20 protein-coding genes are annotated in these 24336 nt (G+C 44.8%); 10 read left to right on the forward strand and 10 right to left on the reverse strand.

Annotated features, from left to right (window positions below):
• Window positions 1-60: 60 nt before the first annotated feature.
• From kdsA to tpiA, 4 genes are all read right to left on the reverse strand, one after another.
• A complete protein-coding gene (gene kdsA / locus ACN0W5_RS05965; protein ID WP_299371969.1) occupies window positions 61-924 on the reverse strand; it encodes a 3-deoxy-8-phosphooctulonate synthase in 864 nt (287 codons plus the stop codon).
• A gap of 74 nt (window positions 925-998) precedes the next feature.
• On the reverse strand, window positions 999-2627 hold the full coding sequence (locus tag ACN0W5_RS05970; RefSeq protein ID WP_417453277.1) for a CTP synthase: 1629 nt from the start codon (window positions 2625-2627) through the stop codon (window positions 999-1001).
• 90 nt (window positions 2628-2717) lie between these two features.
• Complete coding sequence (gene secG, locus ACN0W5_RS05975; protein ID WP_299371975.1) at window positions 2718-3053, reverse strand: preprotein translocase subunit SecG; 336 nt, start codon at window positions 3051-3053, stop codon at window positions 2718-2720.
• A gap of 148 nt (window positions 3054-3201) precedes the next feature.
• Window positions 3202-3948, reverse strand: a complete 747-nt coding sequence (gene tpiA / locus ACN0W5_RS05980) for a triose-phosphate isomerase (RefSeq protein WP_417453278.1) — start codon at window positions 3946-3948, stop codon at window positions 3202-3204.
• Window positions 3949-4203: 255 nt separating this feature from the next.
• Here tpiA and ACN0W5_RS05985 point away from each other — a divergent pair, with 255 nt between their 5' ends.
• Window positions 4204-6096 carry a SurA N-terminal domain-containing protein gene (locus ACN0W5_RS05985; RefSeq protein ID WP_417453279.1) on the forward strand — a complete coding sequence of 631 codons (1893 nt, stop codon included), beginning with the start codon at window positions 4204-4206 and terminating at the stop codon, window positions 6094-6096.
• An 8-nt stretch (window positions 6097-6104) separates the two neighbouring features.
• A complete protein-coding gene (gene trpE, locus ACN0W5_RS05990; protein ID WP_417453280.1) occupies window positions 6105-7622 on the forward strand; it encodes an anthranilate synthase component I in 1518 nt (505 codons plus the stop codon).
• Window positions 7623-7660: 38 nt separating this feature from the next.
• Here the strand turns inward: trpE and ACN0W5_RS05995 are convergent, their stop codons facing one another.
• From ACN0W5_RS05995 to ACN0W5_RS06005, 3 genes are all read right to left on the reverse strand, one after another.
• Complete coding sequence (locus ACN0W5_RS05995) at window positions 7661-8917, reverse strand: divergent polysaccharide deacetylase family protein (RefSeq protein ID WP_417453281.1); 1257 nt, start codon at window positions 8915-8917, stop codon at window positions 7661-7663.
• Window positions 8918-9024: 107 nt separating this feature from the next.
• A complete protein-coding gene (gene cueR / locus ACN0W5_RS06000; RefSeq protein WP_417453582.1) occupies window positions 9025-9420 on the reverse strand; it encodes a Cu(I)-responsive transcriptional regulator in 396 nt (131 codons plus the stop codon).
• A 2-nt stretch (window positions 9421-9422) separates the two neighbouring features.
• A complete protein-coding gene (locus tag ACN0W5_RS06005) occupies window positions 9423-11645 on the reverse strand; it encodes a heavy metal translocating P-type ATPase (protein WP_417453282.1) in 2223 nt (740 codons plus the stop codon).
• Between the two features lie 200 nt (window positions 11646-11845).
• Between ACN0W5_RS06005 and ACN0W5_RS06010 the strand changes: the two genes are divergently transcribed.
• The 6 genes from ACN0W5_RS06010 (at window position 11846) to lexA (ending at window position 16891) form a co-directional block, all read left to right on the forward strand.
• A complete protein-coding gene (locus ACN0W5_RS06010; RefSeq protein WP_299372003.1) occupies window positions 11846-12409 on the forward strand; it encodes an anthranilate synthase component II in 564 nt (187 codons plus the stop codon).
• 68 nt (window positions 12410-12477) lie between these two features.
• Window positions 12478-13512, forward strand: a complete 1035-nt coding sequence (gene trpD, locus ACN0W5_RS06015; protein ID WP_417453283.1) for an anthranilate phosphoribosyltransferase — start codon at window positions 12478-12480, stop codon at window positions 13510-13512.
• Complete coding sequence (trpC, locus tag ACN0W5_RS06020; RefSeq protein ID WP_417453284.1) at window positions 13512-14306, forward strand: indole-3-glycerol phosphate synthase TrpC; 795 nt, start codon at window positions 13512-13514, stop codon at window positions 14304-14306. The genes trpD and trpC overlap by 1 nt, the downstream gene beginning before the upstream one ends.
• A 91-nt stretch (window positions 14307-14397) precedes the next feature.
• The gene (gene moaC, locus ACN0W5_RS06025; RefSeq protein ID WP_417453285.1) at window positions 14398-14883 is read left to right on the forward strand and encodes a cyclic pyranopterin monophosphate synthase MoaC; all 486 of its coding nucleotides are present in this window, start codon (window positions 14398-14400) and stop codon (window positions 14881-14883) included.
• Window positions 14883-16076 carry a gephyrin-like molybdotransferase Glp gene (glp, locus tag ACN0W5_RS06030; protein WP_417453286.1) on the forward strand — a complete coding sequence of 398 codons (1194 nt, stop codon included), beginning with the start codon at window positions 14883-14885 and terminating at the stop codon, window positions 16074-16076. The genes moaC and glp overlap by 1 nt, the downstream gene beginning before the upstream one ends.
• Before the next feature lie 113 nt (window positions 16077-16189).
• Window positions 16190-16891 carry a transcriptional repressor LexA gene (gene lexA, locus ACN0W5_RS06035; protein WP_417453287.1) on the forward strand — a complete coding sequence of 234 codons (702 nt, stop codon included), beginning with the start codon at window positions 16190-16192 and terminating at the stop codon, window positions 16889-16891.
• Between the two features lie 40 nt (window positions 16892-16931).
• Here lexA and ACN0W5_RS06040 read toward each other — a convergent pair whose 3' ends face one another.
• Entirely contained in the window at window positions 16932-19043 is a 2112-nt protein-coding gene (locus ACN0W5_RS06040) for a ComEC/Rec2 family competence protein (RefSeq protein WP_417453288.1), read from the reverse strand.
• A gap of 293 nt (window positions 19044-19336) precedes the next feature.
• Here ACN0W5_RS06040 and gltX point away from each other — a divergent pair, with 293 nt between their 5' ends.
• Complete coding sequence (gltX, locus tag ACN0W5_RS06045) at window positions 19337-20752, forward strand: glutamate--tRNA ligase (protein WP_417453289.1); 1416 nt, start codon at window positions 19337-19339, stop codon at window positions 20750-20752.
• Between the two features lie 110 nt (window positions 20753-20862).
• Window positions 20863-22167, forward strand: coding sequence for a citrate synthase (locus ACN0W5_RS06050; protein ID WP_299372027.1), 1305 nt, complete (start codon window positions 20863-20865; stop codon window positions 22165-22167).
• Between the two features lie 262 nt (window positions 22168-22429).
• On the opposite strand, the gene ACN0W5_RS06055 is transcribed toward ACN0W5_RS06050, so the two are convergent.
• Together ACN0W5_RS06055 and ACN0W5_RS06060 are read right to left on the reverse strand one after the other, a co-directional pair.
• Window positions 22430-23203 carry an amino acid ABC transporter ATP-binding protein gene (locus ACN0W5_RS06055; RefSeq protein ID WP_299372030.1) on the reverse strand — a complete coding sequence of 258 codons (774 nt, stop codon included), beginning with the start codon at window positions 23201-23203 and terminating at the stop codon, window positions 22430-22432.
• Between the two features lie 15 nt (window positions 23204-23218).
• On the reverse strand, window positions 23219-24328 hold the full coding sequence (locus tag ACN0W5_RS06060) for an amino acid ABC transporter permease (RefSeq protein WP_417453290.1): 1110 nt from the start codon (window positions 24326-24328) through the stop codon (window positions 23219-23221).
• Between the last annotated feature and the right edge of the window lie 8 nt (window positions 24329-24336).

Consider the following 24336-nt stretch of genomic DNA (forward strand, 5'->3'; position numbering starts at 1 on the left):
TTTATTCTATCTCCGTTAAGAAAGTTGAGGCGCAGAGAGGGGCAGGCCTCGGTATCATAATTAAGCAATAGACACAGGATGTGCTTTTGCCAGTTTGTCGAGTTCAACCAGAAGCGAAAGAAGCTCTGGAAGCTCTTGCACCCGGATCATGTTTGGCCCATCACAAGGGGCATTATCAGGATCCTGATGAGTTTCCATAAAGAGGCCAGCAACACCGACAGACACGGCAGCGCGGGCCAATACAGAAATGAATTCTCTCTGACCGCCAGAGGTCGCACCCTGACCACCAGGCTGAGCCACAGAATGCGTTGCATCAAACACAACAGGACAACCAGTTCCCATCGCCATGATTGGCAAAGAACGCATATCCGATACCAACGTGTTATACCCAAACGATGCGCCGCGCTCACACACCATTACCTTGTCATTACCTGAGTCGATAATTTTCTGAGAGACGTTTGCCATATCCCAAGGGGCTAGAAACTGCCCTTTTTTGACATTGATTGCCCGACCTGTTTTAGCAGCAGCAACCAATAGATCAGTCTGACGGCACAGAAAGGCTGGAATTTGCAAGACATCAACGACCTGTGCAACAGGTTCACACTGATGTGCTGCATGTACATCGGTAATAACCGGACATCCAAACTTGGATTTGATTTCTTCAAAAATAGATAAAGCTTCATCCATCCCAATGCCCCGAGAAGAACTAAGGCTAGTACGGTTGGCTTTATCAAAAGAAGATTTGTAAATAAGGGGAACAGAAAGCTTTTCACAGGCTTTGGTTAAGACCTCTGCCATTTCCAGTGCATGCGCCCTGCCTTCCATTTGGCAAGGACCTGCAATCAATACGAATGGTAAGTCATTACCAAAAGTAACATTACCAACTTTAACGTGTCGCGATTGAAGGTCTGCATGCACTGCCATAAAAATTACTTCCTATTCTTCCCTATAAATTACACCACCTAGTTCATTGAACCCAAGTTTTATCAACCCGAGACTTAAACAAGGCGAGACTGTTCTATCGCGGCTTTCACAAAAGAAGTGAAAAGCGGATGCGGTTCGAAAGGCCTAGATTTCAGCTCTGGATGGAACTGAACGCCAATAAACCAAGGATGATCTTCCAACTCAACAATTTCAGGAAGTTTACCATCTGGTGACAATCCAGAGAATTTAAGCCCAGAAGCTTCGAGTTTTTCACGATAGTTAATGTTCACCTCATAACGGTGACGGTGACGCTCTTCAACAAGTTCTGTGCCATAGGCTTCACGGACCTTTGATCCTTCGGCAAGTGCGCAAGGATAACTACCCAGGCGCATTGTTCCACCCAGATCGCTACCATACGAACGTTGTTCCATCTCGTTGCCGCGCGCCCACTCTGTCATGATACCAACAAGGGGCTCATCACACGGTCCAAATTCGGAAGAACTAGCATCTTCTAGTCCCGCAAGGTTACGCGCAGCATCAAGAACCGCCATTTGCATACCAAAACAAATACCAAAGTAAGGCACATTTGTTTTACGTGCAAAACCAGCTGCAGCAATTTTACCTTCAGAGCCACGCTCGCCAAAACCACCTGGCACCAGAATACCATGAACATTTTCCAGGGCTTCAATCGCCCCTTCGCTTTCAAAGATCTGTGAATCCAGCCAGTTGATTTTAACTTTGACGTTATTGGCGATACCACCGTGAACCAACGCTTCAGCAAGTGATTTATAGGCATCTAATAAAGATGTATATTTACCCACAACCCCAATCGTCACTTCACCATCAGGTTCACGAATAGTATTCGTCACCTGATCCCAACGTGATAAGTCGAGTTCTTTTTTCGGCTCAATACCAAAATGACGGCAAACTTCTTCGTCCAGACCCCGTTCATGATATGCCCGAGGCACAGCATAAATCGTATCAACATCAAGAGCCGGAATAACGGCTGTTTCGCGCACGTTACAGAACTGGGCAATCTTGCGAAGAGACCCTTCAGGAATTTCCTGTTCACAACGACACAAAAGCATGTCTGGCTGAATACCTACGGATTGCAATTCTTTTACAGAGTGCTGTGTAGGCTTTGTTTTCAGCTCACCCGCCGCTTTCAAATAAGGAATAAGCGTCAAATGGATAAACAGGCTGCGTTCACGCCCAAGCTCATTCCCGAGTTGACGAATTGCTTCCAAGAACGGGAGCCCTTCAATATCCCCAACGGTTCCCCCAATCTCGCAAAGGATGAAGTCTTCATCCCCCAGATCAGACATTACAAATTCTTTAATCGCATTCGTAATGTGCGGGATAACCTGAATAGTTGCGCCCAGATAATCGCCACGGCGTTCTTTCGCCAAAACCTCGGAATAGATTTTCCCAGTTGTTACGTTGTCACTTTTACGGGCTGATACCCCCGTATAGCGCTCGTAGTGTCCAAGATCCAAATCTGTTTCTGCACCGTCGTCGGTCACAAAAACTTCACCATGTTGATAAGGGCTCATCGTGCCGGGATCGACGTTGAGATAGGGGTCAAGTTTACGTAGGCGGACCTTGTAGCCACGCGCTTGAAGCAGCGCACCAACAGCCGCGGAGGTCAACCCCTTCCCTAAAGAAGAAGTCACACCACCGGTAATAAATATAAAGCGCGTCATGAAACTCGTTGTCACTTAATTCAGTTTCAACAAAACCGGGACCTTACTGGTCCCGGTCAATGATAGTACGTAACGGAAATAATCCGAAACTTATTCTGAAACCGGAGGAGCAACTGGTTGCTCAGTCTCGGTTTGAATTGCAGGAACAGTAATATCATCCGTAATAGAACTTGTTGTACGTCCTGTATCTGCAAGGATTGTCAGCAACAAACTAGAAGCAATAAAAGCTGCCGCCAAGATTGCTGTTGTACGGGTTAGCAGGTTTGCAGTGCCTTGCCCGGTGAGAAAACCACCAAAGCCGCCTGAACCACCACCGGAACCGCTTCCTCCCATTCCAAGGGCACCGCCTTCGCTTTTCTGCACAAGGACGACGCCAATAAGGGACAAAGTAATCAACAAATGAATGACCAAAAGGACGTTGTTCATCGTTAGTAGTCTCTCAAACTTTCCGGGATATACTATCCCTATTCAACACTAAACCACACACTCTAAATCTACCCAGAGTGTGTAGTTATCATGCACCTATTCAAAACTTAACAGGCTATTTAGCCTTTTCAGATCGATATGACCAGTGTCATCTAACACCAATCGCCCAAAAATCTTCTACTTTTAAGCTCGCGCCACCAACCAAAGCACCGTCAACATTAGACACAGCAAGCAGTTCAGCCGCATTTTCTGGCTTCACGGATCCACCATAAAGTATTCGAATTTTTTTTGCGGCATCTTCACCAAAACGATCATTTAGCAGACTGCGAATAAAATTATGTACGTCAGCAACATCTTCCGGCGTTGCTGTTTTTCCTGTACCAATGGCCCATACAGGCTCATATGCGAGCACAATATTATCCGGATCACAATCATCAGGCAGTGATTCTGTTACCTGCGCTTTGATCACGCTCAAAGTCTCACCTGATACACGCTCTTCTTCGGTTTCGCCAATGCAGATTATTGGGGTCAGACCTGCTTTGAGGGCAGCAGCGCTCTTAGCGTTTACATCTGCATTGGTCTCGCCGTGATCCGTACGTCTTTCAGAGTGTCCTGTTATGACATATCCGCAGCCAATATCTTTGAGTAATTCGGCAGATGTATCCCCCGTATGGGCCCCAGATACATTGGCATGACAATCCTGACCACCTACAGCAAGATCAGTGTCTTTTGTCAACGAGAGAACAGTACCAAGCAAAGCCGCTGGGGGACACACAACAAAATCAGACGATACAGAACCCTGGTTCAATTTCCCCAAAAGCCCTTCTACCAACTCGGTAGCAAAGGTTACAGATCCGTTCATCTTCCAATTACCAGCAATAAATTTGCCTGCCATATTCGATTCTCTCTGATTAGTAATGTGTAAATTATGGGCACATCTATACAGTGTCATTCGCAACAATCCAAGACTGCAGGATTTTTTAATATGAACAAGCCGCCTGATCACGACAAAGAGGTCAAAAACTTTGCAACATTGTAATATGGTGCATATTCTTGAAAAACCCTGTTGCCCAGCCTTTGCTCCATCCCTAAGATGCCCGGCACGATTATGTATACGAAATTAACTTTATAAAAATTTCACGGGTAAGTTATGGCTCATAAAAAACCAGGCCTTTTTAAACGTATTGTTGTTTTGGCTTTATTCTGTCTGTTAATCCTGAGTTTTGCGGCTTGGGGTATCCAGGATATTTTCCTAAACCTCGGCAACAATCAAACAGTTGCAAAAGTTGGTGACATTGAAATCGCCCAAGACGAGTTCGCAAGCGATTTTTCCCGTGAGACCAATGCTCTTTCGCAACAGTTGGGGCGCGCCCTTGATGCACAGGAAGCTCAGCAACTCGGCCTCGACAATCGCGTGATTTCACGATTGGTTGCCAGAGCGCTTTCACAAGTGCAATCGGACGAGATGGGACTAACTGTTTCGCGTGAACAACAGCAAAAAGAGATCCAGAAGATTGATGCCTTTAAAAATGAGGCCGGGCTTTTTGATGCAGCACGCTTTCAATCCACGCTCTATCAGGCTGGTCTTTCAGAAACAGCTTTTCTTGCTGATCTCAGCAAAGATATACAAAGACAGCAAATCAACAATGCCATCACAGGGGCAATTCCTGTACCGCAGAAAATGGCCGAACGTCTTTACAGCTATCAAACTGAAAAACGTATCGTTGACTATATCGAAATTCCCTACAGCAGATTTTCTCAGCTCGCGGACCCGACAGATGCAGAACTTGCATCGTACTATGAAGAAGAAAAGCAAAACTATCTGGCACCGGAATATAAATCAGTCAGCTACATCTTTCTTGATCCATCAAAAGCGGCCCAGAATGTTGTTCTGACAGATGATCAAATTCAAGAAGAATTCTTAGCACAAAAAGACAGTCTTTCTCTTCCCGATCGTCGTAAACTTGTTCAAATGCTGCTCAGTGACGAGACCAAAGCAAATGAAGCTTACGAAAAGATCCTCAATGGTGCTGACTTTGATGAAATAGCTACAGAAGTAACGGGCTCTGCAGGTATTGATCTTGGAGTGATGGAACAAGCAGATCTATTACCAGAACTACAAGACTCTGTTTTTGGCATGGAAAACGCAGGTGTTGTTGCTCCGGTTAAATCCCCCTTGGGCTGGCATATTGTTTCGGTTCTTGAAATTTCCCCAGCACGGGAAGCTCTGTTCGAAGAAGTAGAAGAGCAAATCAAAAAAGATGCCGCATTACGCATCGCAACAGATGAAATCATTTCCATAGCCAACCAGCTTGATGATGAAATTGCATCAGGCGCGACACTAGAAGAATCTGCGAACAAGCTTGGACAAGAAATACTAAGTTACGACGCAATTGACGCAGAAGGACTTGATCGCAGCGGCTTGCCACAACTTGGCTTAGCAGAAAATGTCCGATTCCGCGACGTTATTGCGCAGACTGAATCTGGTTCAGATAGCTTGCTCACTGAACTCGAAAATGGTGGCTATTTCCTTCTCAAAGTAAATTCAATTACACCTCCAGCACCGCGCCCCTTGGCAGAGGTAAAATCTCAACTGGTGAGTTCTTGGCTTGAAAACAAACGAAACGAAGAAGCAAAGGCTGTCGCAGAAAATCTTGCTGAAGAAGCTAAAAATGGCTCACCTTTGCAAGCTGTGACAGATGAAGCAGCTGAGTTAATCAAATTTGGTGTTGAGATGAACCGCTTCTCAGCAAGTATCGGTGAAGCACTAGCCCCTGCATTGGTAAGGGATATCTACAAGGCAGAAAAAGGTGACGTTATTACTGGTCAAGCCGACAAAGGGTATCTGGTTGTAAGGCTAACAGAAATTGAACAACCAGATTTATCAGCTGTTGCTGAGGAAATTGAGAGCACAAAGGGAGCAATCGAAAACTCCTACAAAAACGATATTTACGCACAGTATATATCTGCTCTTGAAAAAGACTTTGTTGTGGAGATCAATCAAAACTCAATCAATCAAGTTATCAACCCTTATAGCAATTAAAACTAACAATGAAGAATCCAGTTACATTCGAGGCGTTTTTAGAAACCTACAATCAACAGAAACCACAAGTCGTGTGGACGACCTTGATTGCGGATCTGGAAACGCCCGTTTCTGCCTTTTTGAAACTGGCAGAACGACGCGCCAATAGTTTCCTTTTCGAATCAGTCGAAGGTGGCAACACAATTGGACGCTATTCCTTTATCGGGTTTGATCCCGATTTGGTATGGCGATGTAACGGATCAAAAGCTGAAATTAATCGTCAATACCAAACTTCGCCAGATGCTTTTGTTGATGAGAATGACAAAGCTTTGGAAAGTTTGCGCAAACTGGTTGCAGAATGTAGGTTTGACTTACCCGAAGATTTCCCACCAATGGCAGCCGGTATTGTTGGCTACATGGGGTATGAAACGGTTCGTCAAATGGAACACCTACCAACGGATAACCCCGATAACTTGGGGCTGCCCGAAGGAATGTACCTACGCCCGACCGTAACAGCCATCTTTGATCGCGTAGAAGATCAGATTTTGGTCACAACTACTGTCTGGCCAAACGATACCATCAGTGCCCGCGATGCTTTTGAAGCGGCGCATAATCGATTGTCCGCCGTAACCGCTGATTTCAACGCGCCTTTGCAGCACAAACCAGAGGCATTTGAAGGCGATTTGGTGCTACCAGAAACAGCATCCAATCTTACTCGCGAAGAATTTCATGGAATTGTTGAGCGCGCGAAAGAGTACATTCTTGCCGGAGATATTTTCCAGGTTGTTCTATCACAGCGTTTCTCTGTACCCTTTACCCTTCCACCCTTTGCGCTCTATCGGGCCTTACGGAGATTGAACCCCTCTCCTTTCCTGTTCTTTCTGAACTTTGGTGATTTTTCTGTTGTTGGGTCCAGTCCTGAAATCCTTGTTCGTGTCAGGGATGGTAAAGTCACGATCCGCCCAATTGCCGGTACGCGTAAACGCGGCGCCAACTCAGCCGAAGACAAAGAGCTTGCTGCTGACCTGCTTTCTGATCCCAAAGAACTTGCTGAACATTTAATGTTACTTGATTTGGGCCGTAACGATGTCGGGCGCGTTGCAGAGGTCGGTAGTATCGAAGTGACCGAGCGCATGATTATTGAGCTCTACAGCCACGTTATGCATATCGTCTCTAACGTCGAGGGTACGCTCGATACAAAACGCGCTGATATGATTGATGCTCTCGCCGCAGGTTTCCCTGCTGGTACCGTGTCCGGTGCGCCCAAGGTACGTGCGATGGAAATAATCGACGAACTGGAACCGGAACGTCGTGGTATCTATGGCGGTGCTGTTGGGTATTTCGGTGCTGGTGGTGGTATGGATACCTGTATTGCTTTGCGTACGGCGATCGTCAAAGACCAAACAATGTATATTCAAGCTGGTGCTGGCGTGGTTGCGGACTCTGTACCTGAATCAGAATATCAGGAATGTCATAACAAAGCCCGCGCCCTTATCCGTTCGGCCGAAGAAGCCGTTCGTTTTGCAGCCCAAAAAAACAATATCTAAAAAGTTAAAAACACACATTCTAAAGCCATTTGAGACCTTTACTCTTTTGGCTTTTTTAATGCCATAATCCGAGAGATCGGTACAATATCAAACCCGCGGTCTTCGGCTTCCTTGATCCACTTATGTAAAACTTCAACCGTTGATTTATGCGGGTGACCGATTGCAATTGCATGACCATTCTTTATTGCGATGCGTTCGGCTTGTTTTAGCTGTTTTAAAATTTCCAGTGTATTTTTATAGTCATTATCAATGAAAACATCGCGTCTAAGAACAGGAACGCCCATAGAGACAGCAACAGAAGCAGCGACACTACTTGGAGAAGTCCTTGAATCCATAAAGAAATAATCTGTCCGCTCTATTCTGGACAACACAACTTCCATTCCACGTCTCCATCCTGTGAATTTGCTGCCCATATGGTTATTGATACCGATATAACCATCGAACTGAGACATACCCCATTCCAGACGAGCGAGGATTTCCTCATCACTTAATCCGGTCAACAGTGCTTTCGGACCAGGATCTGCAGAACCAAGTGGTTCCATAGGAACGTGTAACATTAACTCGTGCCCTCGCCGACTTGCCTCCGCAGCCATCGCTTTGACATCAGGAGCATAGGTCATAAAAGCCAAGGTGATTGCTCCGGGTAACTCTATGGCGAGTTCAGCCCCTCTTTTATTTACCCCCACATCATCCAGTACAATAGCAATCATGGGGCGGTCTGGCTTTATCCATTCTGTTTGAACATCAGGATCAACCAAAGGCTTTTTCTGTGGAGGCAAGGCAGCGACTTGATCATCCCCCACCTTAGATTGATCTCCCGATGCCGTTACAGATACATTATTTGTTTTCTTAGACGATTTTACAGGCTCTTTAGCCTCATTGACTGCATAGTTTTGAGTTATTGATTTTTGGACTAACACTTTTTCTGTCGACGCAGGATCCTTATCTTCAGAAACTGTAACGTTTGGGGGAAGATTAGACTGTTCATTGGTGCGCCCATCTTCCAAAACAGTATCACCAATAGAAATATCGCCAAGATTAATAGGGTGCGGCTTGTTTGAAGGTGCTGCGGCCAGAGCTTCCTGCTTGGCCTGTTCTTCTGTTAACTGAGGTCGAGGCTCAGGTGATACAGAGCTAACGTTGTCCTTTTGGAGAATAAGGACGGAAGAAACAGCCAAAGCAATAAAGAAAAGAAACCCAGCAGCAATAAACAAACTTCCACGATGGGAACGTCTGCTTTTATTCGACTTCTTTGGCAAAGGGCCTGTTTTTTTTGTCTTACGTTTTAAAGCCATGAATCCACTCTGTTCAGAGGGATTATATGTATATCAGCCTTACAGGAGTGAACAGTATAAACTCATAAAACTTGTCATCCGCCCTGATCTTGGTATATCGGCAGAATTCAACGATCAGTTTGGGCGAAATCGTTCAAAATAGGACAATCAGGCCGATGATCCCCCTGACATTTTTCGATCAAGTTGCTCAAGGTATCTTTCATACTTTGCAGTTCTGCGATTTTACGATCCATGTCCGCAACATGCTGCTTCGCCAGTTTTTTCACCTGTGCACTTGCTCTGTTGCGATCATTCCAAAGCATAAGAAGGGCAGAAACCTCATTTATGGAAAAACCTAAACTTCTGGCGCGCTGGATAAACTTAAGGGTTTCAATATCCTTTTCCTGATAGGCACGATAGCCAGAAGATGTTCTTCCAGCAGGTTCGATCAAACCAATGGATTCATAATATCTGATCGTTTTTGCCGGTAATCCGGAAACTTCAGCAACTTGACCAATTTTCATCATCAATCAATCCGTTTTAAAGAAGAATAAAGCGATAAAGAGCTAACCATGACAGTAACTGAACTCAATGCCATAGCCAGTCCCGCCAGCAAAGGACTTAATAAACCGGATGCAGCCAGCGGCAGGCCAATAACATTATAGACAAAAGCACCAATAAGATTATGCGCTATTTTGTTGTGTATAATCTGCCCTGCCCTAATCGTTTTATACACCAGATAGGGATTGCTCTGAATAAGCGATGCATCTGCAGTATTAATAGCAACATCACTACCATCGCCCATAGCTAGGCCAACATCCGCCCCCGCCAACGCAGGGGCATCGTTAATACCATCTCCAACCATAACAACGACTTCATTCTGTTGATGTAATTTTTTCAAGTAAGCCAACTTATCTTCTGGGAGAAGATTTCCCTCTACCTTTTCAATAGACAATTTCTCGGCAACCTTTTGAGCTGCCAGTTGCTGATCACCACTGAGCATAACAACAGAAATCCCCTTATATTTCAGGGCTTGAACAGTTTTAAGGGATTCAGACTTTATTTTATCCTGTAATGCAAAGCCGCCAATAACCGTCATAACATCATCGACTTCTTTCCTCGCAACCCAAACCATCGATGCTCCACGTGCATTATTGTCTTCGATAAAATCATAACAACGATCAAGCGCCACTCCGGCTTGTTGCATATAGCGCTCACTTCCCAGTAAATAGGTGGTACCAGAAAGCACTCCGGAAAGGCCGAGCCCTAGAACAGCTGTTATTTCCTCAAATTCCTTCGGTTTAATTTCATCATCAATGTACTCAACAATTGCCTTCGATAATGGATGCGCACTATCTTTCGTAAGCCCAAGAACCACAGATAAGGTTTCTGCATTATCTTTATCAACCGGATAGGTAGTTGCAATAACTTCCGGGCGTCCTTCGGTCAGGGTCCCCGTTTTATCAAAAACCACTGTGGTTGCTTTTGATAATTTCTCAATCACATCGGCATTTTTAACCAGAATCCCCATACGTGCGGCCTGACCACTCCCGACCATGATTGCCGTAGGTGTTGCAAGCCCCAACGCGCAAGGACAGGCTATAACAAGAACAGTAACTGCGTTGATAATCGCGATTTCTATACCAACATCACCAAAGGTCCACCACCCCAGAAAAGTCAGCAATGAGAGTAACAATACCCCGGGAACAAAGACGGCGCTTACCTTGTCGACCAGTTTCTGTATTCTGGGTTTGGTACTACGTGCTGTTTTAACCTGCTCAATAATCTGAGACAGACGAGAGCTTGTTCCAAGAGTTGTCGGAACTAGATGCAACACGCCTTCGCCATTCACCGTCCCACCAATAACCGAGTCACCTATGTTTTTGGCAACGGGCATTGCTTCACCTGTGATCATAGCCTCGTCAATCTGACTTGTTCCCTTGCGTATTTTGCCATCGACAGGAACAACATCACCCGGCCTGACAATAACAATATCATTGGCCAAAACCTTTACAGCGGGTACGGTCAATTGTTCTTCATCACGAAGCACTGTTGCATTCAACGGCTGAAGTCGAATGAGAGCGTCCAAGGCTTTATTGGTTTTACCTTTAGCTTTTTCTTCAAGAACTTTTCCCAAAAGAACGAGGGTAATGACCGCAGCCGATGCTTCGAAATATAGTTTATGCGCCAGATGTGATGACCAGGACATCCATTCAGAATAATCGCCCAGCATAATAAAAACAGATAATCCAAAAGCAGCAGATGTACCAATAGCGACAAGAGTATCCATATTGCTCTGTCCATACCTTACGGCCTGCCAAATTCCTTTATAAAAACGCGCACCTGCAAAAATTTGCACTGGTAGAGCCAAGAGAAACTGTATCAAAGGCGGAATGGAAAAGTTAATGCCAAATGGCAAGAAAGCCATTTGCCCCACCAATGGAAATGTTAAAAGCAACGCCAAGAGGAATAAGCGCATATCTGAAGTTTCAGGATCAATCGCTTCGCCACCAACTTCATTATATGGGTTTACTTCTGGCACAAGAGAAGCTTGATAGCCTTTATCGGCTAAGCTTTTTAACAATAAATTTTGATCAACATTGCCCGCCAAGGTCACGGTTGCTGTGTTACTCATCAAATCCGGGGACGCACTAATTACCCCCTCAACTGCGGTTAGCGCCTTTTCAACAGAACGAACGCACCCAGCACAGGACATTCCCTTAACAGTTAACTCAATGGATTTTGACATAAGAATACACGCTTCTGGTTTGCTAATAAGGTAAATATGGGGCTTACAGTTACAGGAAGGTCAAGCCATGAGTTATAAAAGAGTTATAAAAAAATCAAATCTTAAAATAAATCAGGCTTTTCCTTATTTCTTCGGCATAATCTTGCTGCTATAACTTTTGCAATCTAACTTTAGAAATCAGCGAAAGCCCGTGTACCGAAATGTTATTACTGATCGATAATTACGACAGCTTCACTTATAATCTCTACCATTTCCTTGGGGAGTTAGGCGCGACGATCTCTGTCGAACGCAACGATCAGATTTCTGTTGATCAGGTATTGGAGCTTAACCCGGAACGTATTGTCATCTCTCCCGGTCCCTGTGATCCCTCTTCAGCGGGTATATGCCTTGAGCTTATTGAAAGGGTAGCGGGCAAAATTCCTGTATTGGGTGTTTGTCTAGGACATCAATCAATTGGTCAGGCCTTCGGGGCAAATGTTGTTCGCGCCCCAAGCCCAATGCACGGTAAAACCAGCCCTATTAAGCACAACGGAAAAAGTGTTTTTAAAGGCTTGCCAGATCCGCTAACGGTCACGCGCTATCACTCATTGACAATTGAACCAGCCAGCATGCCTGATTGCCTGGAAGTTACGGCTTGGACCGAAGATGGCGTCATTATGGGACTTCAGCACAAAGAACTCCCGCTACATGGTGTTCAATTTCACCCCGAAAGCATTGCCTCTGAAAAAGGCCATGATCTCTTGAAAAATTTTCTGACGGTTTAACAAAGCCAAGCTTTGATTAAGTCTCATCGACTTGAACCATTAGAATAAACAATAAGGAGGCTTGTTCCATGTCAGGGGAACTAAGCAACATAAAATCATTTATCGCCTACGTGGCTGACGGCAACAATCTAACTGCCGAGCAATCTGAAAATGCCTTTGATCTGTTAATGACAGGTGAAGCCACTTCTGCACAGGTTGCCGGCTTTTTGATGAGCTTGCGAGTCAAAGGTGAGACTGTTGATGAAATAACGGGCGCGGCGCGCTCTATGCGCAGTAAGATGCTGACCATAAAAGCACCAAAAGGTGCCATTGATGTTTGTGGAACAGGTGGCGATGCAAAAGGAACACTTAACGTTTCGACTGCCACGGCTTTTGTCGTAGCAGGCGCTGGGGCTATCGTTGCCAAACATGGGAACAGAGCCGCTTCTTCTAAAAGTGGTGCTTCCGATGTTTTGGGTGCGTTGGGTATTGGTCTTGAAGCAAGTGTTGATGCCGTTGAAAAAGCTTTGGCAGAAAATGGCACCTCTTTTCTCGCGGCCCCTTTATACCACTCAGCCATGCGCCACGTTGGCCCAACACGGGCAGAACTTGGCACTCGGACAATCTTTAATCTTCTAGGCCCCCTCTCCAACCCCGGAAAGGTAACTCGCCAAATCACAGGAGTTTTCGGACGAGAATGGGTAGAACCGCTCGCAAAGGTATTACAGGCCATAGGACATGAAAAGGCTTGGGTTGTGCATGGTGCCGAAGGACTTGATGAACTATCGATTTCGGGCCTGAGCTATATTTCTGAGCTGGATCAAGGACAAATCAAAAACTTTGAAATAATTCCTGAAATGGCTGGGCTGGAAAGATCCCCCATAGAAGAGATTATTGGTGGCGATGCGGCCTTTAATGCCGCTGCAATGCGAGAAATGCTTGGCGGAACAAAGAATGCTTATCGTGATGCTGTAGTCTTGAATTCAGCCGGGGCATTAATCGTTGCAGGACTGACCAATGACCTCAAAGAAGGCGCTGCAATGGCAGCAAAATCAATTGATAGCGGTGCCGCCCTCGCAAAGCTTGACGGTTTGGCTTCATATACAAACAAGGAAACGACTTAGTGAGTGATGTTCTAAAACGCATTTGTGAAGATAAACTCGAATTTGTACGAGACAGAAAACAAAAAACCTCTCTTTCTGAGTTGGAAGCTAAAGCCGCATCCCAAGGCACTCCGCGCGGATTTTACCAAGCTCTGAAAACCAAATACGAGCAAGGCAAGTATGGCCTGATCAGTGAAATCAAAAAAGCATCGCCAAGCAAAGGCCTCATTCGAGCAGACTTTGACCCCGCATCATTGGCTAAAGCATACAAAGCTGGTGGTGCAACATGCCTTTCAGTCTTAACGGATGAACCTTACTTTCAAGGTGCCGATCAATATTTGCTCGACGCACGTGCCGCTGTCGACCTTCCGGCTCTGCGCAAGGATTTCATGCTTGAACCATACCAAATTGTTGAATCCCGCGCACTTGGCGCAGACTGCATTCTTTTGATTATGGCCGCATTAGAGGATCAACAGGCGAGCGAACTTGAAAACCTTGCTTTTGACCTTGGAATGGACGTGCTGGTAGAGGTTCATAATGCAGAGGAAATGACCAGAGCACTCGATACGCTTAAGTCTCCTCTTCTTGGCGTTAATAACAGAAACCTGAAAACACTTGAGGTTGATATTGCGACAACAGAAGAGCTGTCCAAGATGGTTCCACAGGACAAACTTCTTGTTGCTGAAAGCGGTTTATATAACCCAACAGATTTAAAACGGATGCAAGCAATTGGCGCGACGACCTTTTTAATTGGGGAATCATTAATGCGTCAGGAAGATGTTACGGCAGCCACCATTAACCTTCTAAAGCAATAGGCTCCGCTAATTCCCCGGAAACTGTTATGCGATCAATAAATTAGCAAAACTATAGAATGACTGAAATCGCAGACTAAAGTTGGATAAAGAGATGTCATCAGGAAACGAACTCACTCACTTCGATCAAGAGGGTAAAGCTGTCATGGTTGATGTTTCGGATAAAACCGAGACCACGAGAACAGCAACAGCCAAAGGGCGGGTATTGGTTCAACCTGAAACGATGCAACTTATCCAACAAGGCGGCTTCAAAAAGGGTGACGTTCTCGCCATCGCACGTCTTGCCGGTATCATGGGGGCAAAGAAAACACCTGATCTGATCCCTCTATGCCACCCTCTGATGCTAACATCTGTGAAAGTTGATTTCACTCTGGATCCGGATAATAACGCCATTGATGTTATTGGAACATGCAAACTTACAGGTCAAACAGGCGTCGAGATGGAAGCCTTGACCGCGGTATCAATCGCTTCATTAACTATCTATGATATGTGCAAAGCAGTTGATAAGAGCATACAGATCACCGACATAAGGCTTATCAAAAAAACTGGTGGCAAATCAGGAACTTACGAGGCTAGTTAATGATACAAGTTGAAGAAGCTTTAAAACGAGTTCTCGCGAGCTTTACCGAACTATCCCCCGAAACGGTTTCCCTTCACGATGGCTTAGGACGGGTTCTCGCAAAAGATATCAAGGCCAGATTAACACAACCTCCGACAGATGTTTCTGCCATGGATGGCTTTGCCGTTAAATCCTCTGACATTCAATCAGTTCCTGTAACACTTAAAATCAGGGGCGAAGCCCCGGCTGGTGGAAGCTACGAGGCTCAACTCCAAAACGGTGAAGCAGTTCGTATCTTTACTGGTGGCCCCGTCCCACTTGGGGCTGATTGTATTGTTATTCAGGAAAACACCGATCATGACGATAAAAGGGTCACTGTTAAACAAAGCGAAGAACCTGGTCGCTTCATTCGCCCCGCAGGGCTGGACTTTCGCAAAGGTCAAATCGGCTTAGAGCAAGGTACGCTACTTTCGGCACGAGACCTAGCACTTGCAGCAGCCATGAACCACCCCTGGTTAGAGGTATATCGGAAACCTAAAGTTGCCATATTGGCCACAGGAAACGAAGTTGTACTGCCCGGCGTAACACCCGGCCCAAATCAAATCATCAGCTCGAACACAACCGCTCTTATGTCATTTGTTAGAGAATGCGGTGGTGAACCTATATCGCTTGGCATTGCACCTGATGACAAAGAAGCTCTTTCAGCCATGGCCAAGGGAGCAGAAGGCGCTGATCTTTTGTTAACAACAGGTGGGGCCTCTGTTGGCGATCACGATCTTGTTCGTTCCGTACTTGGTGAACAAGGTTTGGAAATTGACTTTTGGCGAATAGCCATGCGCCCGGGAAAGCCGCTTATCTTTGGTAAGCTCGGGAAAACACCGATGATAGGTCTTCCCGGAAACCCGGTTTCAACACTTGTATGCGCCTACATTTTTGCCCGCCCCGCCCTGTGGAAAATGACTGGTAGAGATCCTGATAACTTACAGGTAGAAAAAGCTATACTCACTAAAGGTTTGGGTGAAAATGATAAGCGCCAGGATTATTTAAGAGCAAAGTTATCAACAAACTCATCAGGACAACTACAAGCGACGCCTTTTGAGCGGCAGGACAGCGCGATGTTAAATCTGCTCCGTAAAGCAGATTGTCTCGTTATCCGGGCTCCCTTTGCCTCACCCGCAGCCAAAGGAACAGAAGTAGAGATAATTCGGCTTTAGGCACAAGAAAAGACGCAAAACCTCTTGACCCGAAACGAGAACCAAAGTAGAACAAAAGATATGTTTTTGTTTTGTTCTACAGAAATCAAGTTCTGTATTTCGGGGGAATTTTAATGCTGACCAAGAAACAACGAGAGCTATTGCTTTACATTCGGGATCACTTGTCTCGAACAGGTGTTTCGCCTTCATTCGATGAAATGAAGGACGCATTGGCATTAAAATCAAAATCAGGTATTCACCGCCTAATAACAGCCTTGGAAGAACGAGGTTTTATTCGACGGCTTGCGCACAGAGCGCGAGCAGTTGAAATTTTGAGGCTACCAGAAGACTTAGGGCCTGTACCGCAAGCTCAGGAATTCAACGCCTTAAAACAGCAAAACAATCGCCTGCTTAATGAAAACATCGAAGCGGCCAATCAATCATCCGAAGACACCGTACAGCTCCCTCTTTATGGTAAAATTGCAGCAGGTACACCGATTGAAGCACTAAATGATCCTGATAATTACGTTGACGTTCCTTTGAACCTTCTAAACGGCGGTGATCACTATGCCCTGACTGTTGAGGGGGATTCAATGATCGAAGCAGGCATCCTTGATGGTGATACAGTTTTGATCAAAAGATGCGACACCATTGAAAATGGTCAGATCGGTGTGGCTTTTGTTGATAATGCAGAGGCTACTCTTAAGCATGTCAGACGCCAAAGTGGCAAAATAGAACTAGAACCAGCTAATGCTGCCTATGAAACTAAAATCTACGAAGCAGGCAGAGTTCAAGTTCAAGGCAAGCTTGTCGGCCTCCTAAGAACATATCATTAACAGTATCTTATTAGGCAATTTTAACGTTTTAAATTAAAAATTACTCACGCCTACTCCAAGGACGATCACCAGTAAACCCATTAACAGTTTGTATTTTCGGGGTACCCTGCATAATTGATATGCTATGCACCCCACCCTTCCTCAAGCCCCATTTATCCAAAGAAAGGGAACTATGGTCTGCGCCATTTTCCCGACACCATCGTGGAATTTTCAGCCCAGGCACCACAAGTAGTTGCCCCTGATTACACTCCTCTAAAAAAGCTGTACCGTTCTTTACAAAAGAGATTTTCACACCTTTTAATCTTATGCGGCAAGCTTCTTCGTCACATTTCAAATAGGTACGAGGTAACTCTTCCCAAGACTTAACGCTTTTTAGGGCAAGGTCCTGTTTCCAGATCCGAGCGACAAACCTCGACCGTCTCGTGTTGTTGAGATAAAGCGTATCATTAATAGCAATACCTATGAATTGCCCTTTGGGGTCAACTAAGATATCAGGATCAGAAGAAAACATATTGATAAAAATAACAAAAAACACGACAGGAATAATCCCGAACCACCTAAGTCTAGTTTTAAAAAGACAAAGCCAAATGCCACCTAATGTTACAATAACCAATGCAAGGACTGGAAAAGCACTTAACCTCCATTCTCCATAAGGAATTTGAGAAATGGCACGGGAAATCCATAATAAAAATTCAAAAGCATGCCCTAGTAATTGAATTGCCCATCCTTCAAATCCAAAAGGAAACGACACATAACATATCAAAACCAATGGCATGAGGATGAAAGCCGTGAAGGGAACGGCCACCAAATTAGCAAGGATTCCGTATAAAGGCAGGCTATGAAAGTGATAGAGAACAAAAGGTGCCGTCGCGATCGAGGCCACAAGGGAACAATAACAAGTAAGCTTTATCCCGTTTAGCATTTTTCCCACGAAATGCTGTTCAACATTTTTATAAGAATACCATTCAAAAAAAGCGACAAGCGCCAGAACCGCAGAAAACGACATCTGAAAACTGGCTGAGATCAAAACTTCAGGGTAGATCAGAAGCAAGAACAACGCCGCGACGGAAACCGTTCTGATGGAAAGGGCTTTACGATCGAACACCACAGCGCCCAAACTTACTGCTATCATAATAAAAGCACGTTGGGCTGACAGAGGATGATTAATGAGTAACAAATAAAAGAAACAGAAAACGATTGCAGCGACTGCCGCGATCTTTTTGATGGGATAATTTAATGCAAGACTTGGAAATAAAGCTAAGACAAAGCGAATGACAAAGAAAACAATCCCGGCCATCAACCCCATATGTAATCCGGAAATTGCCAATAAGTGGGCTAGCCCCGCATTACGAATTTCTTCTTTTGTTTCCTTAGAGAGTCCTCCTTTTTGTCCCGTTAAAAAAGTTACGACAAGATCCCTTTGATCACCTTCTATATATTTCCCCACATCTCGGACTATTGAATTACGAGTTTCTGCTATCATCATACTTAGGTATTCAAGGAGATGCGGACTTTCCTTCACGCTTCGCTCTTCGAGTATCTCTGCCTTGCCAAGAATATAACCAACGGCACCGATCTGTTGATAATAAGCATGTCTTGCATAATTAAAACCACCGGGAATACTCGGTCGTGCCGGAGGCTGGATAACGGCCAGAACCCTCACACGCATTCCGATATGGATGTCTTCCTGAAGAAGATTTGACTTTAATCGTATGGTATGAGGCGTACTAAGCCATTTGAAAGCTTTTCCCGATAGATTATCCAACAAGTACCTCTGCCCTGGGGAGCTTGGCTCTATCTGAACAACCCGCCCTTCGAAGTAACTGGGACCGAATTGCCGCTCAACTATCGGCGCAGCTATTCGATCAGTCCGATAGGTTGCAGCAACACCCCCCAATGAAACAAGAGAGGCAGCAATTAAAATATATCTAGTCAGTAAATAAGTTGCACCTTTGCCATTATTCCTATCGGGAGTAGGAAAAATATAAAACAGGGCAGCTATCGCGCTCAACAAAATCAAAAAAATAATGAGAGATAACAGTAAACTTGGCTCAAAAGGAAGCGAGAAATAAAGACCAATTCCTGTCCCAATAAAAACAGGTAACCAATTGGCAAACGCCCCCTGCTCTTTGGCAATCAACTCTGACAGCACGAAAAATATCCCCCCTCTCCCCAGTGTATTACAATAAAAGGGAAAAACATCATATTTCTTCAACTCAAACCAATTATGATATGACTTTATTTTTGTGCACGAATAACTCATCAGTGGTATGCTAAAGTTATACAAATTAAACCTGCCTATTTGCGAGATAGGCAACAATGTGTTAAACCTCGGCGAAACCCAGTCTTTGTTATCCAGGTCGAGAGTTTAGCAATACTTCGCAAACACCGGATAACCCTCACTAAGACTAGCACCCAAAACCTCTGGATTATCGGAAGATCTTCATGAGCCATCCCACGAAACAGGTCGTGACCCGTTTTGCACCTTCACCTACTGGATTTCTTCATATTGGTGGCGCACGCACAGCCCTATTTAACTGGCTCTTCGCCAAACATCATGGCGGAAAATATTTGTTGCGTATCGAAGATACTGATCGCAAGCGTTCAACACCGGAAGCTATCGAGGCCATAATAGACGGTCTGAATTGGCTGGGGCTTAACCATGACGATGAGATTACATACCAATTTTCTCGCGCTGAACGACACCAGAAAGTCGCTCAACAACTATTGTCAGAAGGCAAAGCCTATCATTGTTACTGCAGTCCTGAAGAGCTGACTGAAATGCGTGAGACCGCACGTGCCGAAGGTCGTCCAATGAAGTATGATGGCCGCTGGCGTGATCGCCCTGCATCTGAAGCACCTGAAGGTGTTAAACCAGTCGTACGCCTAAAAATGCCACAAGAAGGCGAAACTCTTATCAAGGATCTAGTCCAAGGTGACGTTACAGTTGCCAATAGCCAACTTGATGATATGGTATTGTTAAGAGCAGATGGCACACCAACTTACATGCTATCTGTCGTCGTTGATGATTACGATATGGGGATCACGCACATTATCCGTGGCGATGATCACCTGACAAATGCTTTCAGACAGACACAGCTGTTTAAAGCAATGGGGTGGGAACTTCCATATTTTGCACACATACCTCTTATCCACGGCGCAGATGGCGCTAAACTATCAAAGCGTCATGGTGCATTGGGTGTTGAGGCCTATCGCGATGAAATGGGGTATCTGCCCGAAGCCCTGCGCAACTACTTATTGCGTTTAGGCTGGGGACACGGAGACGAAGAAGTCATTTCTACCGAACAAGCAATTAAATGGTTTGATATTGATGGCGTAGGTAAATCACCATCTCGCTTTGACTTTGCGAAACTTGAAAATCTGAATGGCATTTATATACGTAATGCAGATGACAGTTATCTGGCTGATATTATCTCTCCTCTCATTTCCGCAAAAGAAGAGATTGCAATTTCTGCTGAAAAAAAAGATGTGCTGATCAAAGGAATGTCTGGCCTGAAAGAACGGGCAAAAACCATTATCGATCTCGCTGAAAGTGCTGCCTTCTACGTTAAAAGTCGCCCCTTGCAACTAAACGATAAGGCCAAGAAACTTCTATCCGACGAAGGCAAAGAGAACTTGAAGACGCTGTTACCTGTCCTTCAAAGCCTTTCTGCCTGGGAAGAAGACCTGCTGGAAAATTCAGTCAAGAGCTTTGCCGAAGAGAACGAACTCAAACTTGGCAAGGTTGCCCAGCCATTACGCGCCGCACTAAGCGGTTCTAATGTTTCGCCAGGGATCTTTGAAGTCATGGCAATCTTGGGCAAAGACGAATCAATCAACAGAATTACAGATCAAATTTAAGGTTATAAATAATTAAAAATATTGCAGCGCACAATTTGATCTTAAGTAGTAAAAGTATTATGCTGCCGCGCAACAAACCAGAATAATAACAAAGAGCAGAGGTTCCAAATATGTCAGATACCGACAACAAAAATAGCGTTACCGTTACGGACAACCGCACCGGACACAGTTGGGATATGCCGATCCTTCAGGGAACTTGTGGACCAAATGTTATCGATGTTAGGAAACTTTACAGTGAATCTGGTTGTTTTACATATGATCCAGGGTTCACTTCAACGGGTAGTTGTGATTCCTCTATTACCTACATTGACGGTGACAAGGGGATATTGCGCCACAGAGGATATTCTATTGAAGATTTAGCCTCTGGAAGTGACTACATGGAAACATGTTACCTTCTGCTGAACGGTGAACTGCCAACGAAAGCAGAATCTGACGAGTTCAAAAATCAAATCACCTATCACACAATGCTTCATGAACAGATGCTGAATTTCTACCGCGGCTTCCGCCGTGATTCGCATCCGATGTCAATCATGGTTGGTGTTGTAGGGGCTCTTTCAGCGTTTTATCATGACTCAACTGATATTCGCGACCCACAACAGCGTTTGATTGCATCACATCGTCTTATTGCGAAGATGCCAACAATTGCTGCTTATGCCTATAAATATTCTATCGGTCAGCCCTTCGTCTATCCAAAGAACGATCTTAGCTATGCCGAAAACTTCCTTCACATGACTTTTTCTGTTCCATGTGAGGAATACAAGGCAAGCCCCGCACTTGTTCGTGCGATGGATCGCATTTTCATTCTACATGCAGATCACGAACAAAATGCGTCAACCTCCACAGTACGTATCGCAGGCTCAAGTGGTGCAAATCCATTCGCTTGTATTGCGGCTGGCATTGCATCTCTTTGGGGGCCTGCTCACGGCGGGGCAAACGAAGCTGTTCTCAACATGCTTCAACAAATTGGACATAAAGACAATATTCCAAAATTCATCGAACGGGCAAAAGACAAGAATGACCCATTCCGTCTGATGGGCTTTGGGCACCGTGTTTATAAAAATTACGATCCACGCGCATCTGTGATGCGTGAATCCTGTCATGAAGTCCTTGAAGAGCTAGGTATCAACGATCCGCTTCTTGAACTTGCTATGGAACTTGAAAAAGTTGCGGTTTCTGATCCCTATTTCGCCGAGAAAAAACTATTCCCGAATGTTGATTTCTATTCAGGCATCATTCTCCGAGCGATGAACTTCCCAACATCTATGTTTACAGTTCTCTTTGCCTTGGCAAGAACCGTTGGATGGGTCGCGCAGTGGAAAGAAATGATCGAAGATCCAAGCCATAAAATCAGCAGACCTCGTCAGCTTTATCTTGGTTCTGATGAACGTGATTTTATCCCTGTAGAAAAGCGTTAAGTTTCATAACGCGACATTACAACTGTCAAATCATCTAGATAGTTAAAATTAAAAAAGCCAGCTGCGTATTCTACAGCTGGCTTTTTTAATCTCTCTTTTTAGGGCCTTATTTATTGATCTATTGCCAGAAAAGAAAAACCAAGATCAAGCCTCGCCAATCCCAATCACATTGCATAAGAAAATAACGGCGCATAAGAATAATAACGGCATAAAAAAAGCGGCCCCAAATCTGAGGCCGCTTTTCGTGAGAAAACAGAAATTATTAATGCGCCAAAATTTGGCTCAAGAATTTCTGTGTTCTCTCTGATTGAGGATTATTAAAGAACTCTTCTGGTTCATTTTGCTCAATAATCTCACCGCCATCCATAAAGATAACTCTATCCGCAACTTTACGTGCAAATCCCATTTCGTGGGTTACGCAAAGCATTGTCATGCCTGTTTCAGCAAGCTCAATCATTGTATCCAGAACCTCAGCAATCATCTCTGGATCAAGAGCCGATGTTGGCTCATCAAACAACATGATACGTGGGTTCATACAAAGAGAACGTGCAATAGCAACACGTTGCTGCTGACCACCAGAAAGTTGTCCGGGGAATTTACTTGCCTGATCTGGAATTTTAACACGTTCCAGATAGTGCATCGCAATTTCTTCGGCTTCTTTCTTCGGCATCTTGCGGACCCAAATAGGTGCAAGAGTACAGTTTTCAAGAACACTTAGATGCGGAAAGAGGTTAAAGTGCTGGAAGCACATACCAACTTCACGACGGATCGCATCAATGTTTTTGAGATTTCCTGTCAGTTCAATATTATCAACGATAATATCGCCCTGCTGATGCTCTTCCAAACGGTTGATACATCGGATCAATGTGGATTTACCTGAACCGGAAGGACCACAGATAACAATCCGCTCCCCCCGTTGTACGTTCAGATTGATATCTTTCAACACATGAAACTGGCCATACCATTTATGAACACCGTTCAGCTGGATAGCCACCTCATCTGTTTTTTTCGAGGTATTGGTACTTGCATTACTCATAATACCACGGGCTCCTTATCTTTTATGACCAGTGTGAAGTTTATTTTCAAGCCATAGGCTGTAACGCGACATTGCAAAACAGGATATGAAGAACAACAGCGCAATAAAGGCGTACGTTTCCGGTGCCAAACCACGCCACTTAACATCTGCAACAGCCACCAGACCAATACCGATCAAATCAAACAAACCGATAATTGAAACAAGTGTTGTATCTTTGTACAGACCTATAAATGTGTTCACAATTCCTGGAATAACAATGCGAAGTGCCTGAGGAAGAATGATCAAACGCATGGATTGCCAATAGCTTAGCCCCATAGCATCTGCACCTTCATACTGACCCTTCGGAATAGCCTGAAGACCGCCACGAATGACCTCTGCCATATAAGCGGAAGAGAACAAGGCAACACCGATCAAAGCACGAAGCAACTTGTCAAAGTTCACACCCTCAGGCAGGAACAATGGCAACATATTCGACGCCATGAAAAGAATGGTGATCAAAGGCACACCGCGAATAAACTCGATAAAGCAAACACATAGTGTTCTAACAATCGGCATATTGGATCGACGCCCAAGCGCCAACACAATACCAATCGGCAAAGAGGCAACAATACCAGTAACCCCCAAGACAAGGGTTAGTAACAACCCACCCCATTCATCAGTATCAACAGTTTCCAGTCCCCAACCACCGCTTAGGAGGTAAAAAGCAACAAAAGGAAATATTGCAGAGAACAGAAGAAACTTTCCACGGTGCGGTATATTGTCAAACAATACCGGAACTATGGCAACAACCATCAAGATAAAGGTTAGATTTGGTCGCCAGTATTGATCTGTTGGATAAAGCCCATACATAAACTGATGGAAACGATCTCCGATCACAAGCCAGCAGGCACCACCTAAATCACAATCTGCTTTCGTTTCCCCAGTAAAGGTTGCCCCCGTTAAGGTCCAGAAAATTATTGCAGATAAAACATGATAAAGGAAAAAGACAGCAACCAGTGTCAGAATTGTATTACCAACACTTGAAAATAGTCTTTTCTTAAACCATGCAATTAATCCGGCTTCGCCCAGAGGCGGAGGAAGATCAGGATGCTCACCAGGAGCATATTGTTGTTCAGTTACACTCATCTGCCCCT

The organism is Kiloniella sp., assembly GCF_048270245.1.
GTDB lineage: Bacteria > Pseudomonadota > Alphaproteobacteria > Kiloniellales > Kiloniellaceae > Kiloniella.

What these genes read in the sequence shown, in the direction of transcription:
- gltX (WP_417453289.1), top strand. Translation starts at nt 19,337, where the DNA reads ATGAGCCATCCCACGAAACAGGTCGTGACCCGTTTTGCACCTTCACCT.
- cueR (WP_417453582.1), bottom strand. Translation starts at nt 9,420, where the DNA reads ATGAAAATTGGTCAAGTTGCTGAAGTTTCCGGATTACCGGCAAAAACG.
- ACN0W5_RS06010 (WP_299372003.1), top strand. Translation starts at nt 11,846, where the DNA reads ATGTTATTACTGATCGATAATTACGACAGCTTCACTTATAATCTCTAC.
- tpiA (WP_417453278.1), bottom strand. Translation starts at nt 3,948, where the DNA reads ATGGCAGGCAAATTTATTGCTGGTAATTGGAAGATGAACGGATCTGTA.
- ACN0W5_RS06060 (WP_417453290.1), bottom strand. Translation starts at nt 24,328, where the DNA reads ATGAGTGTAACTGAACAACAATATGCTCCTGGTGAGCATCCTGATCTT.
- glp (WP_417453286.1), top strand. Translation starts at nt 14,883, where the DNA reads ATGATACAAGTTGAAGAAGCTTTAAAACGAGTTCTCGCGAGCTTTACC.
- ACN0W5_RS06055 (WP_299372030.1), bottom strand. Translation starts at nt 23,203, where the DNA reads ATGAGTAATGCAAGTACCAATACCTCGAAAAAAACAGATGAGGTGGCT.
- trpD (WP_417453283.1), top strand. Translation starts at nt 12,478, where the DNA reads ATGTCAGGGGAACTAAGCAACATAAAATCATTTATCGCCTACGTGGCT.
- ACN0W5_RS06005 (WP_417453282.1), bottom strand. Translation starts at nt 11,645, where the DNA reads ATGTCAAAATCCATTGAGTTAACTGTTAAGGGAATGTCCTGTGCTGGG.
- kdsA (WP_299371969.1), bottom strand. Translation starts at nt 924, where the DNA reads ATGGCAGTGCATGCAGACCTTCAATCGCGACACGTTAAAGTTGGTAAT.
- ACN0W5_RS05995 (WP_417453281.1), bottom strand. Translation starts at nt 8,917, where the DNA reads ATGGCTTTAAAACGTAAGACAAAAAAAACAGGCCCTTTGCCAAAGAAG.
- moaC (WP_417453285.1), top strand. Translation starts at nt 14,398, where the DNA reads ATGTCATCAGGAAACGAACTCACTCACTTCGATCAAGAGGGTAAAGCT.
- ACN0W5_RS06050 (WP_299372027.1), top strand. Translation starts at nt 20,863, where the DNA reads ATGTCAGATACCGACAACAAAAATAGCGTTACCGTTACGGACAACCGC.
- secG (WP_299371975.1), bottom strand. Translation starts at nt 3,053, where the DNA reads ATGAACAACGTCCTTTTGGTCATTCATTTGTTGATTACTTTGTCCCTT.
- trpE (WP_417453280.1), top strand. Translation starts at nt 6,105, where the DNA reads ATGAAGAATCCAGTTACATTCGAGGCGTTTTTAGAAACCTACAATCAA.
- ACN0W5_RS05985 (WP_417453279.1), top strand. Translation starts at nt 4,204, where the DNA reads ATGGCTCATAAAAAACCAGGCCTTTTTAAACGTATTGTTGTTTTGGCT.
- lexA (WP_417453287.1), top strand. Translation starts at nt 16,190, where the DNA reads ATGCTGACCAAGAAACAACGAGAGCTATTGCTTTACATTCGGGATCAC.
- ACN0W5_RS05970 (WP_417453277.1), bottom strand. Translation starts at nt 2,627, where the DNA reads ATGACGCGCTTTATATTTATTACCGGTGGTGTGACTTCTTCTTTAGGG.